General features: G+C 69.4%; 19 protein-coding genes. 12 read left to right on the top strand and 7 right to left on the bottom strand.

Features of this window, described 5'->3' with window-relative positions; translation table 11 throughout:
• The 3 genes from QQJ79_RS06510 to QQJ79_RS06520 all read left to right on the top strand — a co-directional run.
• On the top strand, positions 1 to 640 hold a 640-nt coding region (locus QQJ79_RS06510), incomplete at its 5' end, for a phosphopantothenoylcysteine decarboxylase domain-containing protein (protein ID WP_284222113.1).
• A gap of 13 nt (positions 641 to 653) precedes the next feature.
• Complete coding sequence (gene dut, locus QQJ79_RS06515) at positions 654 to 1,103, top strand: dUTP diphosphatase (RefSeq protein ID WP_284222114.1); 450 nt, start codon at positions 654 to 656, stop codon at positions 1,101 to 1,103.
• A gap of 73 nt (positions 1,104 to 1,176) precedes the next feature.
• Complete coding sequence (locus QQJ79_RS06520; RefSeq protein WP_284222115.1) at positions 1,177 to 1,542, top strand: hypothetical protein; 366 nt, start codon at positions 1,177 to 1,179, stop codon at positions 1,540 to 1,542.
• A gap of 118 nt (positions 1,543 to 1,660) precedes the next feature.
• On the opposite strand, the gene dapB is transcribed toward QQJ79_RS06520, so the two are convergent.
• From dapB to dnaK, 3 genes are all read right to left on the bottom strand, one after another.
• Positions 1,661 to 2,410: a 4-hydroxy-tetrahydrodipicolinate reductase gene (dapB, locus tag QQJ79_RS06525; protein WP_284222116.1), complete on the bottom strand. Its 750-nt coding sequence runs from the start codon at positions 2,408 to 2,410 to the stop codon at positions 1,661 to 1,663.
• Positions 2,411 to 2,481: 71 nt separating this feature from the next.
• On the bottom strand, positions 2,482 to 3,669 hold the full coding sequence (gene dnaJ / locus QQJ79_RS06530) for a molecular chaperone DnaJ (protein ID WP_284222117.1): 1,188 nt from the start codon (positions 3,667 to 3,669) through the stop codon (positions 2,482 to 2,484).
• 168 nt (positions 3,670 to 3,837) lie between these two features.
• Positions 3,838 to 5,748 carry a molecular chaperone DnaK gene (gene dnaK, locus QQJ79_RS06535; RefSeq protein WP_284222118.1) on the bottom strand — a complete coding sequence of 637 codons (1,911 nt, stop codon included), beginning with the start codon at positions 5,746 to 5,748 and terminating at the stop codon, positions 3,838 to 3,840.
• A gap of 305 nt (positions 5,749 to 6,053) precedes the next feature.
• On the opposite strand from dnaK, the gene QQJ79_RS06540 reads away from it, so the two are divergent.
• The 3 genes from QQJ79_RS06540 (at position 6,054) to QQJ79_RS06550 (ending at position 8,142) form a co-directional block, all read left to right on the top strand.
• Positions 6,054 to 6,449: a hypothetical protein gene (locus QQJ79_RS06540; RefSeq protein ID WP_284222119.1), complete on the top strand. Its 396-nt coding sequence runs from the start codon at positions 6,054 to 6,056 to the stop codon at positions 6,447 to 6,449.
• A gap of 93 nt (positions 6,450 to 6,542) precedes the next feature.
• Positions 6,543 to 7,178 carry an alpha-ketoglutarate-dependent dioxygenase AlkB gene (locus tag QQJ79_RS06545; protein ID WP_284222120.1) on the top strand — a complete coding sequence of 212 codons (636 nt, stop codon included), beginning with the start codon at positions 6,543 to 6,545 and terminating at the stop codon, positions 7,176 to 7,178.
• Between the two features lie 58 nt (positions 7,179 to 7,236).
• Positions 7,237 to 8,142 (top strand): dienelactone hydrolase family protein, encoded by a 906-nt coding sequence (locus tag QQJ79_RS06550; RefSeq protein ID WP_284222121.1) that lies wholly within the window; start codon positions 7,237 to 7,239, stop codon positions 8,140 to 8,142.
• 146 nt (positions 8,143 to 8,288) lie between these two features.
• On the opposite strand, the gene grpE is transcribed toward QQJ79_RS06550, so the two are convergent.
• A complete protein-coding gene (grpE, locus tag QQJ79_RS06555) occupies positions 8,289 to 8,870 on the bottom strand; it encodes a nucleotide exchange factor GrpE (RefSeq protein WP_431307579.1) in 582 nt (193 codons plus the stop codon).
• Positions 8,871 to 8,917: 47 nt separating this feature from the next.
• The gene (gene hrcA, locus QQJ79_RS06560) at positions 8,918 to 10,012 is read right to left on the bottom strand and encodes a heat-inducible transcriptional repressor HrcA (RefSeq protein WP_431307577.1); all 1,095 of its coding nucleotides are present in this window, start codon (positions 10,010 to 10,012) and stop codon (positions 8,918 to 8,920) included.
• A gap of 47 nt (positions 10,013 to 10,059) precedes the next feature.
• Between hrcA and rph the strand changes: the two genes are divergently transcribed.
• From rph to QQJ79_RS06590, 6 genes are all read left to right on the top strand, one after another.
• Positions 10,060 to 10,785: a ribonuclease PH gene (gene rph / locus QQJ79_RS06565; protein WP_284222123.1), complete on the top strand. Its 726-nt coding sequence runs from the start codon at positions 10,060 to 10,062 to the stop codon at positions 10,783 to 10,785.
• Between the two features lie 74 nt (positions 10,786 to 10,859).
• Positions 10,860 to 11,228, top strand: coding sequence for a hypothetical protein (locus tag QQJ79_RS06570; protein WP_284222124.1), 369 nt, complete (start codon positions 10,860 to 10,862; stop codon positions 11,226 to 11,228).
• A 58-nt stretch (positions 11,229 to 11,286) separates the two neighbouring features.
• Entirely contained in the window at positions 11,287 to 12,429 is a 1,143-nt protein-coding gene (locus tag QQJ79_RS06575; protein ID WP_284222125.1) for an acyltransferase family protein, read from the top strand.
• Positions 12,430 to 12,469: 40 nt separating this feature from the next.
• A complete protein-coding gene (locus QQJ79_RS06580) occupies positions 12,470 to 12,991 on the top strand; it encodes a CHAP domain-containing protein (RefSeq protein ID WP_284222126.1) in 522 nt (173 codons plus the stop codon).
• Between the two features lie 27 nt (positions 12,992 to 13,018).
• Positions 13,019 to 13,978, top strand: coding sequence for a magnesium transporter CorA family protein (locus tag QQJ79_RS06585; RefSeq protein ID WP_284222127.1), 960 nt, complete (start codon positions 13,019 to 13,021; stop codon positions 13,976 to 13,978).
• A gap of 66 nt (positions 13,979 to 14,044) precedes the next feature.
• Entirely contained in the window at positions 14,045 to 14,515 is a 471-nt protein-coding gene (locus QQJ79_RS06590; RefSeq protein ID WP_284222128.1) for a COG3650 family protein, read from the top strand.
• On the opposite strand, the gene mmcB is transcribed toward QQJ79_RS06590, so the two are convergent.
• The gene (mmcB, locus tag QQJ79_RS06595; protein ID WP_284222129.1) at positions 14,500 to 14,958 is read right to left on the bottom strand and encodes a DNA repair putative endonuclease MmcB; all 459 of its coding nucleotides are present in this window, start codon (positions 14,956 to 14,958) and stop codon (positions 14,500 to 14,502) included. The genes QQJ79_RS06590 and mmcB overlap by 16 nt on opposite strands.
• 71 nt (positions 14,959 to 15,029) lie before the next feature.
• Entirely contained in the window at positions 15,030 to 15,554 is a 525-nt protein-coding gene (locus tag QQJ79_RS06600) for a lipocalin family protein (RefSeq protein ID WP_284222130.1), read from the bottom strand.
• Positions 15,555 to 15,595: the final 41 nt, after the last annotated feature.

Consider the following 15,595-nt stretch of genomic DNA (forward strand, 5'->3'; position numbering starts at 1 on the left):
GGGGCGTCGGGCGGTGGTCACCGCCGGGCCCACCTTCGAGCCGATCGACCCGGTGCGCGGTCTGACCAACCGCTCCAGCGGCAAACAGGGCTACGCCATCGCCGAAGCCCTGGCCCGGCTGGGGGCGCAGGTGACCCTGATCTCCGGCCCCGTGGCGCTGGCCGCGCCGGTCGGCGTCGACCGGGTCTGGATCGAGACCGCGCGCGAGATGCAGGCGGCGGTCACGGCGGCCCTGCCGGCCGACATCGCGGTGATGAGCGCCGCGGTCGCCGACTGGCGCGTCGACGGCGTCGCCTCGGGCAAGATCAAGAAGGCGCCCGGCGGCCCGCCCTTGCTGTCGCTGATCGAGAATCCCGACATCCTCGCCGGCATTTCCGCGCCCGGAAAGAAGCGGCCGAAACTGGTGGTCGGCTTCGCCGCCGAGACCGCGGACCTCGAGGCCAACGCCCGCTCGAAGCTGTCGCGCAAGGGCTGCGACTGGATCGTCGGCAATGACGTGTCCGACGACGTCTTCGGCGCCGACGGCAATACGGTCACCCTGTTCACCCGCGACGGCTCGGCCGAGACCTGGCCGCGCCAGTCCAAGGCCGAGGTGGCGCGGAAGCTGGCCGCCCGCATCGCCGACCATTTCAAAGTCTGAAAGCCTCCCCCTTATGACCACCGTCCGCGTCGAACGCCTGCCCCATGCCGAGGGCCTGCCCCTGCCAGCCTATGAGACCGGCGGCTCGGCCGGCATGGACCTGCGCGCGGCGGTGGCGGAGGACGCGCCGCTGACGCTGGCCCCTGGCGCCCGCGCCCTGGTTCCCACAGGCCTCAAGATCGCGCTGGAGCCCGGTTATGAGGCCCAGGTGCGGCCGCGTTCGGGTCTGGCGCTGAAGCACGGCCTGACCTGCCTGAATTCGCCCGGCACGATCGACAGCGACTATCGCGGCGAGGTCGGGGTGATCCTGATCAACCATGGACAGGAGCCGTTCGTGATCCGACGCGGCGAACGCATCGCCCAGATGGTCATCGCCCGGCACGAACAGGCCGAAATGATCGAGGTCGAGAGCCTCGACCAGACCGCGCGCGGGGCGGGCGGCTTCGGCTCGACGGGACGATAAGCGGAGCCATTCGGCGCGAACCGCGTTAACCCTGCGTCCGGCCAAGCTTCGGCCGCATCCAGGAGGTTGGCGTATGGAGTCCCTGTTCGATTCGATCGGTGCGTTTCTGACCGGCATTTTCGGCCTCGCCCAGGGCGGGTTCGACACCATCAATCAGGTCACCGGCCTGGTCATCGCCGTAATCGCGACCTTCATGATGCCGGCCTGGAGCCGACTGTGGGCTACGTCTCTGGGGGCGGCCTTCGTCTTCATCCTGGTCGGCCTGCTGCGCCCGATGCTGGACGGCGGCGCCTTTGTGATGCCGCCCCTGCTGACGCTGGGCTTCTGGATGACCGTTCTGGCGCTGTTCCTCGGCTTCGCCGTGGTGATCGCCGTGATGTTCTTCATCAAGTCTCTGTTCGTCGGCCGCGGGCATGGCCACCGCCGGCACGCGCATTAGAAATCGTTCCTTCTCCCATTGGGAGAAGGTGGCCCGAAGGGCCGGATGCGGGTCGGCTGGTTGAGGCGGCGGAGCCGCCCTTCGACGGTCGACCCACACCCTTTCGCGCTGCTGATCGCTACGCCTGCCGGAACCCCAGCACGTCCTGCATGTCGTAGAGGCCCGGCTTGCGGCTGCGGACCCAGGCGGCGGCGGCGACGGCGCCGCGGGCGAACAGGGACCGGTCGATGGCCGAGTGGCTGAGCGTCAGGGTTTCGTCTTCCGAGGCGAACAGGACGGTGTGTTCGCCGATCACCCCGCCGGCGCGCAGGGAGGCGAAACCGATCCGGCCGGTCTCCCGCTCGCCGGTGATGCCGTCGTAAGGCGCGCTGCGGACGTCGGCCAGATCCACGTCGCGGCCGTTGGCGGCGGCCTCGCCGAGCATCAGGGCCGTGCCTGAGGGGGCGTCGGCCTTCCTGCGGTGATGGGTCTCCAGCACCTCGATGTCCCAGTCGGCCGCGTCGAGCCGCTGCGCCGCGTGCTCCACCAGTCCGATCAATATGTTGACGCCGAGCGAGAAGTTTCCGCTGCGGACGATGGCGATCCTGTCGGCCGCCTTGTGGATGTCGGTCTCCTGCTCGGGCGTCAGGCCGGTGGAGCCGATGACCAGGGCCGGGCCGCCGCGTTCGGAGCAGGTCCGGGCCAGTTCGACCGAGGCGTCCGGGGTCGAGAAGTCGATGATCACGTCGCACAGCGACAGGTCGGGCGTCTCGCCGCGGTCGAAGCGGGCGGCGACGACGACGTCCTCGCGGGCGTCCAGAACGGCCGAGACGGCCCGGCCCATCCGGCCGCGCGCGCCGGAAATGCCGGCGTGGAAGATGACGCTCAACTCAGACCCCTGTCAGTTCGCGGCCATTCTGGCGGTATTCGGCGGCGCCGTCATCCTTGGCCGCGGAGAGTCTACTGCGGCGCTTCCGATCCCAGTATGTCGGCCCAGAAGCGTTTGGCCTTGCCGGCGAAGGACGAGTTCCGCGGGGTCTGGCTCTCGCCCAGCGAGGCCGCGAGCTCCTGCAGCAGCTCCTTCTGGTGGGCGGTCAGGTCGGTCGGGGTCTCGACGAACAGTTCGACCACAAGGTCGCCGCGGTTCTTGCCGTTCAGATGCGGCATGCCCTTGCCCTTGATGCGCACGGTCTTGCCGGTCTGGGACCCCGCGGGGACGCTGACCGGGGCCCGGCAGCGTCCGTCGCAGGCCTCGGAGGTCAGGCAGGGCGCGTCGATCTCCCCGCCGAGGGCCGCCGTGGTCATGGGCACGGGCACGGTGACCAGCAGGTCGAGGTTGTCGCGTTCGAACAACTCGTGGGGCGTGACCGAGATGAAGACATAGAGGTCGCCGCGCGGGCCGCCGCGCGTGCCGGCGTCGCCCTCGCCCGACAGGCGGATGCGCGAGCCGTCGTCGACCCCGGCCGGGACCTTGAGCTGCAGCTTGCGGTTCTTGCGCACCTGGCCGTGGCCGGCGCAGGCGGTGCAGGCGTCCGCCGCGGCCAGGCGGGTGCCGGCGCCGCCGCAATGGGGGCAGGTGCGCTCGACCTGGAAGAAGCCGTTGGCGGACCGCACGCGGCCCGCGCCCTGGCAGGTGGTGCAGGTGGAAGCCTTGGCGCCCTTCTTCGCGCCTGAGCCTTCGCAGGTCTCGCAGGCGGCGGTGGTGGGCACGGCGATCTCGACGTCCGAGCCCTTGTAGGCCTGCTCGAGGGTGATCTCGAGGTCGTAGCGCAGGTCCGAGCCGCGACGGGGCCCGTGCTGGCGCGCGCCGCCGCCGGCGCGGCCGCCGAAGACGTCGCCGAACGCGTCGCCGAAGACCTGGGAGAAGATGTCGTTAACGTCGGTGAAGCCCTGGCCCTGACCCCCGAACCCGCCGCCGCCGCCGTTGACGCCGGCATGGCCGAAGCGGTCGTAGGCGGCGCGCTTCTGGTCATCGGACAGGACCGAATAGGCTTCGGAAATCTCCTTGAAGCGGGCCATGGAGTCGTCGCACCCGCCGTTGCGGTCGGGGTGGTGCTGCATCGCCAGCTTGCGATAGGCCGCCTTCAGGCCGGCGGCGTCGATGGTCCGCTCGACCCCCAGAACCTCGTAATAGTCACGCGTCGCCATCCGGCGTTCGTCCTCTTACCCTGCCGACGGCGGGCGCCGCATTGCGGAAGCCCACCGGAACGGCTGACCGGGCTGACATGGGCGCCCGGCCGAATGATGCAAGTTTCGTGAAACGGCCCCGCCCGTCAGGGGACAGGCGGGGCCGTATTGATTGCGGGCCGGTCCGGCTTACGCGCTCTTCTTCTCGTCGTCGTCGCCCGAGACTTCCTCGAACTCGGCGTCGACCACGCCGTCGTCGGCCGTGGCGGTCGCGTCGTCGCCTTCACCCGAACCCTGGGCCTGGGCGTACATGGCCTCGCCCAGCTTCATCGAGGCCTGGACCAGGGTGTTGGTCTTGGTCCGGATGTCCTCCGGGTCCGTGCCCTCCTTGGCCGTCTTCAGCTCGGCCAGGGCGGTTTCGATCGCGGCCTTCTCGTCGGCCCCGACCTTGTCGCCGTGTTCGGCCATGGCCTTTTCGGTCGAGTGGATCAGGCTGTCGGCGGCGTTGACCGCCTCGACCATTTCCTTCTTCGCCTTGTCGGCCGCGGCGTTGGCCTCGGCTTCCTTGACCATCTTCTCGATGTCGGCGTCCGACAGGCCGCCGTTGGCCTGGATGCGGATCGACTGTTCCTTGTTGGTCGCCTTGTCCTTGGCGGTCACATGGACGATGCCGTTGGCGTCGATGTCGAAGGCGACCTCGATCTGCGGCATGCCGCGCGGCGCGGGGGGAATGCCCATCAGGTCGAACTGGCCGAGAACCTTGTTGTCGGCCGCCATCGGACGCTCGCCCTGGAAGACCCGGATCGTCACGGCCGACTGGTTGTCGTCGGCGGTCGAGAAGACCTGGCTCTTCTTGGTCGGGATGGTGGTGTTGCGCTCGATCAGCGGGGTGAAGACGCCGCCCAGGGTCTCGATGCCCAGGGTCAGCGGGGTCACGTCCAGCAGCAGCACGTCCTTGACGTCGCCTTGCAGCACGCCGGCCTGAACGGCCGCGCCCAGCGCCACGACTTCATCGGGGTTCACGCCCTTGTGCGGCTCCTTGCCGAAGAAGGCCTTCACGGCCTCCTGCACCTTGGGCATGCGGGTCATGCCGCCGACCAGCACCACTTCGTCGATGTCCGAGGCCTTGAGGCCCGCGTCCTTCAACGCCTTGGCGCACGGCTCGATGGTGCGCTGGACCAGATCCTCGACGAGGGCCTCCAGCTTGGCGCGCGACAGCTTGATGTTCAGGTGCAGCGGGCCCGAGGCGTTCATGGTGATGAACGGCAGATTGACCTCGTACTGGGTCGTGGAGCTGAGCTCCTTCTTGGCCTTTTCGGCCTCTTCCTTGAGGCGCTGCAGGGCCAGCTTGTCCGAGCGCAGGTCGACGCCCTGCTCCTTCTTGAACTCGTCGGCCAGATAGTCGACCAGGCGCAGGTCGAAGTCCTCGCCGCCGAGGAAGGTGTCGCCGTTGGTCGACTTCACCTCGAAGACGCCGTCGCCGATCTCCAGGATCGAGACGTCGAAGGTGCCGCCGCCGAGGTCATAGACGGCGATCTTCTGACCGTCGTTCTTCTCGAGGCCATAGGCCAGGGCCGCCGCGGTCGGCTCGTTGATGATGCGCAGGACTTCCAGGCCGGCGATCTTGCCGGCGTCCTTGGTCGCCTGGCGCTGGGCGTCGTTGAAATAGGCCGGCACGGTGATCACGGCCTGGGTCACGGTCTCGCCGAGGTAGGCCTCCGCGGCCTCCTTCATCTTGCCGAGGGTGAAGGCCGAGATCTGCTGGGGCGAATAATCCTTGCCGTTGGCGCGCACCCAGGCGTCGCCGTTCGGACCCTTGACGATCTCATAGGGGACCATCTTCTTGTCCTTGGCCACCACCGGATCATCGAACGAGCGGCCGATCAGGCGCTTGATGGCGAAGAAGGTGTTGGTCGGGTTGGTCACGGCCTGGCGGCGCGCCGGCTGACCCACGAGGGTCTCGCCGCCGTCCTGGATGGCGATGACGGAGGGCGTGGTGCGATTGCCCTCGGCGTTCTCGATGACCTTGGGGGTCTTGCCGTCCATGACGGCCACGCACGAGTTCGTGGTGCCCAGGTCGATGCCGATGATCTTGGCCATTGGTGGTCTTTCACTCCATTTCAGCGGGCGATGCGGCGGCCTTTTAAAGCGAAGCGCCGCGCGTGACCGCCCCCGGTGTCAGGGTATTCAGTCGGTTGGTACGGTTCCGGCCACAAAGCCCCACGAGCTGCGGGGTTTTATGGCGGTTGAGGCCGATATGGGAAACACCCCGGGGCCTGCAAGCCCCAAACTGCCCGGACGCACGATTCAGCCGTCAGGGTCCGTCAGATGCGGGCGCGCCCGGGCAGTGGCATAACGCTGACATCGCCGAGCCACGAGGGTCCGGCCGCTGGGGAGAGACTGACGTGAACACCTTCAAGACCATCGCCCGCGCCGCACTGATCGTCGCGGCCCTCGGAACCGCTTCCGTCGCCGCCGCCGAGCCGGTGGTCGCCGCCGACAAGACCGCCGTTTCGGCGCCGGTCCAGTCGCGCGACGGCCTGAACCGCCGGGTGCGCATCCACAACAACACCGGCTGGACCATGCTGCGCTTCTACGCTTCGGACTCGCGCATCACGGACTGGCAGGAGGACATGCTGGGCCGCGGCACGCTCGCCGCCGGCAGCAGCATCATGATGAACATCGACGACGGCTCGGGCGCCTGCCTCTATGACTTCAAGGCCGAGTTCACCAACGGCCAGGTGCTGACGCGCTTCAACGTCAATGTCTGCCAGATCGCCGACTACTACTACACGCGCTGAGGCGCTCCGCGCCTCAGCCTGTTTGGGGCGCCAACGCTCGCGACGCGGTCGCTCACTGCTTGAGCGCCGAAGGGGCGGCTCCTACTTTGGGGCATGGCGTCTGCGCACGAGATCGATACGGGAATGGAGGGCTTCCGGTTCTGGCCGGGAGCCCTTTCCGCGTCCGGACAGGCGGCGTTGCTGGCTGAGGTGCTGGCCGCCGTCGAACAGGCCCCCTTCTACCGCCCCGTGACGCCGGGCGGGCGGCCGTTTTCGGTCGAGATGACCGGCATGGGGCCGCTGGCCTGGGTCTCGGACCGGGCCGGTTACCGCTACCAGCCGACCCATCCGGCGACCGGCGCGCCGTGGCCGCCGATGCCGGAACGGCTGCTGGATCTGTGGAGCGACCTGACCGGCTGGCCCGAGCCGCCCGATGCCTGTCTGGTCAACCTTTACCGGGGTCCGGCGAAGATGGGCTTGCATCAGGACCTCGATGAACAGGACCACAGCGCACCCGTGCTGTCTGTCTCGCTCGGCGATGCGGCGGTGTTCCGGATCGGCGCGGCCGGCGGCGGGCCGACGCGGACGGTGCGGCTGGCGTCCGGGGACGTCTGCGCCCTGACGGGACCGGCCCGGCTGGCGCGGCACGGGATCGACCGGGTGATCGCGGGCTCCTCGACCCTGGTTCCGGGGGGCGGCCGGATCAATCTGACGCTTCGAAAAGCAGGGCCAGCTTCACGGCAAACGTGACTCGACGGCGGGCGGACGCGCGGCCAGTCTCACCGGTTCCCGAGACCGGAGTCCCTTGATGCCGAACCTGATCCGCCCCGAGGGACCCGAGCCCGACGATTTCCGCTTCAGCCGCCGCGCCCTGGCTGCCGGAGCCCTGGGCGGCCTGGCCTTCGCCGGCTACGCCCCCGCGGCCCTCGCCCGGCAGGCCGCGCCGATCACCACCGATGGCGAAGGCCTGACCCAGGAGCAGGCGACCGTCGAGGCGCCGGATGGATTCGCGCTCCCGATCTTTGTCGCCCGCCCGGTCGGCGACGGCCCCTGGCCGGTCGTGGTGGTCGCTTCAGAGATCTTCGGCGTCCACGAATATATCCGCGACCTCTGCCGGCGGCTGGCCAAGGCCGGTTTTGCCGCCGTCGCCCCGTCCTTCTTCAACCGGGTCGAGGACCCGGCGAGTCTGTCGGACATGTCCCGGGTGCAGCAGATCGTCGGCGCCGCGAGCTATGAACAGGTCATGGGCGACGTTTCGGCGACCCTCGACTGGGTCAGCCAGCAGCTCTGGGCCAATTCCGACAGGGTCGGCATCACCGGCTTCTGCTGGGGCGGCAAGGTGGTGTGGCAGGCCTGCGCCCGCTTCGCCGTCCTGGACGCCGGGGTCGCCTGGTACGGCCGCCTCGCCCCCGCGCCGACCGCAACGCCCGAACAGGCGACCGCCGGGCAGCCGTGGCCCGTCGATCTGGCCGACGACCTGAAATGTCCGGTTCTGGGCCTGTACGGCGGTCAGGACCGCGGCATCCCCCTGCCCAGCGTGGAGGCCATGCGCGAGGCCCTGCAACGCGCCGGCCAGACCGCCAGCGGCATCCATGTCTATCCGGACGCCCCGCACGCCTTCCACGCCGACTATCGCGACAGCTATCGCGCGGCGGACGCGGCCGACGGCTGGGGCCGGCTGCTGGCCTTCTTCAACGAGCGGCTGAAAAACTAAAGACCGCTCATCCCGGCGAAAGCCGGGACCCAGTCCTGTCCAGCCGAATGCCGGCATTTCAGGACGGGCGAGCGCAGCACCGTGCGCCCGGCAGCATCACCCAAAGCACTGGGTCCCGGCTTTCGCCGGGATGAGCGGATCAGGGATCAGGCCTTCTGGTCGAAATTCCCGCCCGTCGCGCCCGCCGCCGCATAGGCCGCATTGGCCGCCGCCGCGCCGGAGCCCTTGGCGGCGACCACCACCATGGCCGGGCGCACGGTGCGGCCGAACAGGGCGTAGCCGGCCTGCAGCGTCTGGATCACCTGTCCGCCCTGAACGCTGTCGGACACCTGTTCCATCATCGCCTGATGCAGGTGGGGGTCGAAGGCCTCGCCCGGCTCGGGCGCCACGCGCTTCAGATTGTTGCTCTCAAAGGCCTGCAGCAGCGACTTCTGGGTCAGCTCCAGCCCGGTCACCAGACCGGCCTCGCCCGCGTCGGCGTCCTTCGGGGCCGCCTGCAGCGCCCGTTCCAGATTGTCGGCCACGCCAAGCAGGTCGCGGGCGAAGCGCTGGATGGCGTAGGCGCGGGCGTCGTTGGACTGGGTCTCCGCGCGCTTCTTCGTATTTTCCGCCTCGGCGACCGCGCGCAGGGCGCGGTCCTTCCACTGGTCGCGCTCGGCGATCAGGGCGTCGATGGGGCCCAGGCCGTCATCCAGCCCGGCCTCGGCGTTCGCCTCGGCCTCCGCGATGTCAGCCGCCAGCTCTTCGGAGGTGGGGAGGTCGTCGTGTGTGTCGCTCAAGTCTCTTGTCCGTCCAGCATTCGCCCCAGCACCCGGGCGGTATAGTCCACCAACGGTATGATGCGGGCATAGTTCAGTCTCGCGGGTCCGATCACGCCGATGGCGCCCAGAACCCTCTGCCGGCCCGTCATATAGGGCGCCGCGATGACGGCGGAACCCGAAAGTGAAAACAGTCGCGTTTCCGCGCCGATGAAGATGCGCACCCCCTGGGCCGTCGAGACCCCGTCCAGCAGGCCGATCAGCTGTTCCTTCTGCTCCAGATCGTCGAACAGGATGCGGACCTTCTCCAGATCCTCGGCCGTCTCCCGGTCGTGCAGCAGATTGGCCCGCCCGCGCACGATCAGCGACCGCTCGCGCTCGGCCCCGCCCGACCAGGCGGCCAGACCGTCCTCGACCAGACGGGCGGCGGCGGCGTCCAGTTCGCGCCGGGCGGCGTCCAGTTCGGTGCGCATCTCGGTGCGCGCCTCGTTCAGGGGCCGGCCCTTGAGCCGGGCGTTGAGAAAGTTCGACGCCTCGGTCAGGGTCGAGGGGGTGACGCCGGCCTTGAGCGGCATCAGCCGGTTCTCGATGGAGCCGTCGTCCCCGACCAGCACGGCGAGGGCCTGATCATGGCCGAGGGCGACGAACTCGACGTGTTTGACCCCGGCCTCGCGCACCGGGCTGGCCACGATGCTGGCCCCGCCGGCGAGGCCTGAGAGCAGGCTGGAGGCCTCGTTCAGCGCCTCGTCGAAACTGCGTCCCCTTCCGGCGAGGCGGGCGTCGATCTCGCGCCGCTCCTCGGTCCCGACGTCGCCGATCTCCAGCAGGCCGTCGACGAACAGCCGCAGGCCGGCATGGGTCGGGATCCGTCCCGCCGAGGTGTGGGGCGATCCCAGCAGCCCCGCCAGGGTCAGATCCTGCATGGTGTTGCGGATCGAGGCCGGCGACAGGGCGATGCCGGTCTGGGACAGGGTCCGCGAGCCGACGGGTTCGCCGGTCTGGAGGTAGCTTTCGACGATACGGCGGAAGATGTCGCGGGCGCGTTCGTCCAGCGCGGCCAGGCCGGCCGGGCTGCCGCTGAACGGCGAAGGGTTGGGGGCATACAGGCTCACGGTTTCAGGATAAGCAGCGCCGCCGCCCCGTCCAAGGAAATCCATCGATGACCACCGCCCGCCCGTCCGACCGCACCCCCGACCAGCTCCGCGCCGTGACGCTGGAGACCGGCGTGAACCGCTACGCCGAGGGCTCCTGCCTCGTCACGTTCGGGCATACGAAGGTGCTGGTGACGGCCTCGGTCGAGGAGAACGTCCCCGGCTGGATGCGCGGCAAGGGCGCCGGCTGGGTCACCGCGGAATACGGCATGCTGCCCCGGGCCACCCACACCCGCGGCCGGCGCGAGGCCGCCAGCGGCAAACAGACCGGCCGGACGCAGGAAATCCAGCGGCTGATCGGACGTTCGCTGCGGGCTGTGGTCGACCTGAAGCTGCTGGGCGAGCGTCAGGTGGTGCTGGACTGCGACGTCATCCAGGCCGACGGCGGCACCCGCACGGCGGCCATCACCGGCGCCTGGGTCGCGATGGCGAGCGCGTTCGACTACCTGCGCGCCGAGGGCGTGCTCAAGACCGACCCGATCCTCGATCAGGTCGCGGCGGTGTCGTGCGGCGTCTGCAGCGACCAGCCCGTGCTGGACCTCGACTATGAGGAGGATTCCACCGCCGAGGCGGATTCCAACTTCGTCCTGACCGGCACGGGGGCGATCGTCGAGATCCAGGCCACGGGCGAGAAGCGCGGCTTCTCCCGCGCCGAGTTCGACCGGCTGTTCCAGCTGGCCGAGGTCGGTTGCGCGGAACTGTTCGCGATGCAGCGGGCGGCCCTGGGCCGCTGACGGCGGGTCAGCGCTTCCGCGCCGGGCCGAACCGTGCCTATGCTGGCGCTTCCCGCGACCGATCGGAGTGCCTGATGCGCCGGACCGTAATCGCCTTGCTGGCCGTGACCGCCCTGGTCGCCGGTTGCGAACGCCCCGCCGAAGCGCCGGCGGACGGGCCCGCGGCCGCCGCGCCGGCGCCTGAAATGCCCGCCGACGCGCCGCCGCAGGAAGAGGTCGATCCGGCCGTGGTCATGGCCCCCGTCGGCGCGCCGGTCTCCTGCCTGAATGATATCGGGGCCGAGGCGGCGCAGCGGCTGGTCGACCGGTGCATCGCCGTCAGCCCCGCGACCCATCCGCCGTGCAATGTCGCCAACCCCTGCGAAATGATCCAGGGCGAGATCGACCGGTCCTGCGAAATGTATGCGCCGGGCGAGGCGAAGCCCTCGGAATGCGGGGCCTGAGGCGCGTCCCGGCGACCGTTTAACGGTTCCTGTACCCCGGCCGGCTAGCCTTCGGGCCATGACGCCCGTTCCGACGCCCCCCGATCTGCGCGCCCTCACCACCCTGCGGTTCCTCGCGGCCCTGTGGGTCGTGCTCTACACCGCCTGGCCGCACCTCGATGTCAGCTGGGTCCCTGTCGCCGTGACCAAGGGCTATCTGGGCGTCGAGACCTTCTTCGTCCTGTCGGGCTTCATCCTCAGCCACGTCTATCTCGAGGCGGCGGGCGAGAAGCGCTTCAGCTACGGCGGCTTCCTGTGGGCGCGGCTGGCGCGGGTCTATCCGCTGCATCTGGTCACCCTGTTCGGCATGATCGGCCTCGGCGTCGCCGCCACGGTCGCCGGGCTGAGCATCGACGCCAGCCTGACCGACTGGCGCGCCCTGCCCGCGCACCTGACCCTGACCCACGCCTGGGGGCTGGCGACCAGTTCCGCCTTCAACCATCCGTCCTGGTCGATTTCGGCGGAATGGGCGGCCTATCTCAGCTTTCCCGCCTTCGCCTTCGTCGCCTGGCGGCTGAGGGAGCGGCCGGTGCTGGCCACGGCCCTGGCGGCCGCCTTTGCGCTGGGGCTCTACGCCGCCTTCGAGCCGCTGGCGGGCTATTCCCTGACCGAGGCCACCTTCCGCTGGGGCGCGCTGCGGATCGTTCCCTGTTTCGCCCTCGGCTGCGCCCTCTATCTGGTCCATCGCCGCGGCGGCGTGCCCTTCGCCGGCCCGCTGGCCCTCGTCAGCGGTCTGGCCGTTCTGGTCAGCGCCTCCCTGGGTTTGTGGGACGCCGTCACCGTCCTGGCCGCCGGCGGGCTGATTCTGGGGCTCGGCTCGCTGGACAACGCCCGCGCGGGCGTTCTCGGCTCGAAGGTCGGGGTCTATCTCGGCGAGATCAGCTATTCGATCTACATGGTCTGCGCGCCCGTCCTGCTGCTGACGACGAACGTCGCGGCGCGGCTGACCGGCGCGGACGACAAGCGGTTTCACATCATTGTGTGGTTGGCCCTGGTGGCGGCGATTCCGGTCGCGGCGATGATCACCTACCACCTCGTCGAACGCCCGGCCCGCAAGGCTCTGAGAGGGTTCGCCGACCGGCGCGCGGCGCGGGCCGCCGCGGCGAAAGCGCGCACGGACTCGCCTGAAAGGGTTCTTCAACCCTCCGAAACTATCGTCTAAGGCTAGCGGACTGAAACAGGTCGGGACTTTCGCCAGCATGATGAAACGGCTCACAGCCGCTGTAGTTGCAGCGACCCTCGGATTTTCTGCGCTGGGCTACGCGCCCGTTGCGAAGGCCGACGAGCCCTACTGGCAGTGCGTAACCTTCGCCCGCATGTTCTCGGGCATCAACATCTTCGGCGACGCCCTCACGTGGTGGCGCCAGGCCCAGGGCAAGTTCCGCACCGGCGACCGTCCCGAGACCGGCTCGGTCCTCGCCTTCCAGCCCAGCGGCCGGATGACGCGCGGCCACGTCGCCGTCGTTTCGGAAATCCTGACCGACCGCGTGATCCGCGTGACCCACGCCAACTGGGGCGGCAGCCGCGGCCGGGTCGAGGAGAATGTCACGGTCGTCGATGTCTCGCATGACGGCGATTGGACCGCGGTGAAGGTCTGGTACAACCCGATCCATGACCTCGGCACGTCCGTCTATCCGACCTACGGCTTTATCCACAAAGCCCCGGCGCTGCCGTCCGACGGCGTGCTCATGGCCTCGGCTCCCGCGGCTGACGGCCAGCCCTGATCGCCTGACCCCCTGCGGGGTCGCCGCATGATCCGCGTCTACCGCTCCGGCTGCACGGCGTGCGAGGCGTCGATCGTCGATCCCGCCGACTGGTCGATGCCGCCTGACACCTTGTGGATCGACCTGATCAACCCCACGCGCCAGGAAGACGCCGCCGTCGAAAGGGCGCTGGGTCTTGCCGTTCCGACACGCGAGGAGATGGGCGAGCTGGAGGCCTCCAGCCGGGTCTACCGGGAAAACGGCGCCACCTACGCCACCGCCGATCTCATCACCCATGGCGACGACGCACTTCCGGGCCTCGAGCCGGTCACCTTTGTTCTGACCGACGGCCCCCTGGTGACCGTTCGCTATACCGACCCCCGGCCGTTTGCGATGATGATCGACAAGCTGGGCCGTGAACCGGCGCTGTGCACCTCAGGCGCCGACATGTTCCTGAATCTCATGGAGGCGGTGATCGACCGGAACTCGGACGTTCTGTCCAGGAACGGCGCCCGGGTCGAAGGCATCGCCGGCCATGTCTTCTCCGGCGGACGGGCCGTCGGTTTCGACAAGCTGATCACCAAGCTGGGTCAGGCCCAGATGGCCTCGGCGCGGATCGAACAGAGTCTGGCCGGACTGCTCCGGATATTCGCCTTTGTCGGGATGGACGAGCGGGTCGATACGGACGAGGCGCGCTCCCATCTCCGGTCGCTCGGCCGTGACGCCGACAGTCTGATCGCCCACAATCAGTCGGTGGCGATCGCGATCAATTTCCAGCTGTCGGCGGCTCTCGGCCTGATCAACATCGAACAGTCGTCGATCATCAAGATCTTTTCGGTGGCGGCGGTGGCTTTCCTGCCGCCGACCCTGATCGCCTCCATCTACGGGATGAATTTCGAACATATGCCGGAGCTGCCGCAGCCCTGGGCCTATCCGGCGGCCGTCGCGGCGATGGTGGTCTCGGCGATCCTGCCGCTGGCCTGGTTCAAGCGCAAAGGCTGGCTGTAGGGCGTCCGGCGGGCTTGACCCCGGACCCGCGTCCGCGCTTTCTGACGCCAGCCCCCGGAGCCTCCCATGCGTCCCGTCTTCGCCGCCCTCGCCGTCCTCCTCCTCGCCGCCTGTTCGCCGGCCGAGGAGCCCGCCCCGCCGCCCGCGGCGCCCGAGCCCGCGCCGGTGCTCGGCGGCGTCGATCTGGCCCGGCCGGTCCGCGCGCTCGGCACGGAGCCGTTCTGGAGCGTCGAACTGACCGGGACGGAGCTGGTCTATACGACCGCCGGATCGCCTGAGCAGCGCGCGCCCCAGCCCAATCCCCTGGTCCAGGGCACGACGGCGACCTGGGAGGCGGAAACGGCCGACGGAACCACCCTGAGCGTCACCCTGATCTCGACCGAATGCTCGGACGGGATGAGCGACCGGACCTATCCGCTGACGGCCATGGTCAAGCTGGGCGGACAGGAGCTGACCGGCTGCGCCGCCTCGACCGCCGCCGTCATGTCCGCCGGCGAAAGCGGCCCGGTGGTCGATCAGGGTCAGCCCCCCGCCTGATCCCGCAGCGTGCGCATCGCCCCCAGGCGGGCGAAGGCCACGAGCAGCGCCTTGCGCCGCGCCGGGGCGAGGGGCGACGCCGGCGCATCCCGGACCACCGCCCCGCCGAAGCCGTCCGCGACGATCAGTCCGGGCGCGTCGGGCAGGATGTCGGACGGAAATTCGGGCGCCACGGCGAAATAGAAGGCGTCGCAGAAGGGCCCGTATTCGCCCCATTTGCGATCGACCCGATAGTCCTCGATCCCCGACTTGACCTCGCAGATGACGATGTCCCCGCGCGGCCCCAGGGCCATGACGTCGGCGCGCCGGCCGTTGGGCAGGCCGACCTCGAGCAGGGGCGCATAGCCGAGGTCGACCATCAGCCGCGCCGCGCCGCGCGTCACCGCCAGCGTGGTCTGCGGCCGGCTGAAGACGAGGTCGATCTGGAGCAGGGCGGCGGCCATGCCGTCTTTATGTTCGGCATATGTTCCGATTTCAAGCCGCGGTCGCCGTCGACGGTGAACGCCCCGGCGGTCTACCGCCCCGTGTGCACCACGGCGCCCGTGTCGAAGCCCAGCGACCGCGCGCGGGCGACCAGTCTGGCCCGTTCAGCCTCCGACGGGCTCTGGCTGCGATGCCAGACCCACCAGTCGGACTTGTTCGGCAGACCCATGATGGCCCAGCTGTAGTCGGGCGCGTGGTCCCAGACCCAATAGTTCTGCCCTGCCAGCCCGCCCACGCCCAGCAGGCCCGTCAGGGTGAAGCGGAAGCGGGCGTTGGTGCCCGGATCGGTGACCCGGGCGTTGGCCCTCAGGGTCTCGACGATCCCGTCGGCGCGCCGGGTGCAGGTGACGATGACGGAATAGCGGTTGGCCTGACCTTGCGGATTGAAGTCGATCTGGGCCCGCCGGCAGTCTTTCTGCACGTCGTTGTGGCTGCGCGCGATCTCGAACCAGCGGCCGTCGAACTGGTCCAGCACGATGTTGCGCGACTGGGCCGCGGCGGGGGCGGCGACAGCGGTCAGGGCGGCGGCGATCAGGGCGGATCGGATCGGTTTCATCGGGCGTCCTCAGGTCGGCGTCGGGCCAAGATACGTCTGAA

The organism is Brevundimonas denitrificans (genome assembly GCF_030160755.1).
GTDB lineage: Bacteria > Pseudomonadota > Alphaproteobacteria > Caulobacterales > Caulobacteraceae > Brevundimonas > Brevundimonas denitrificans.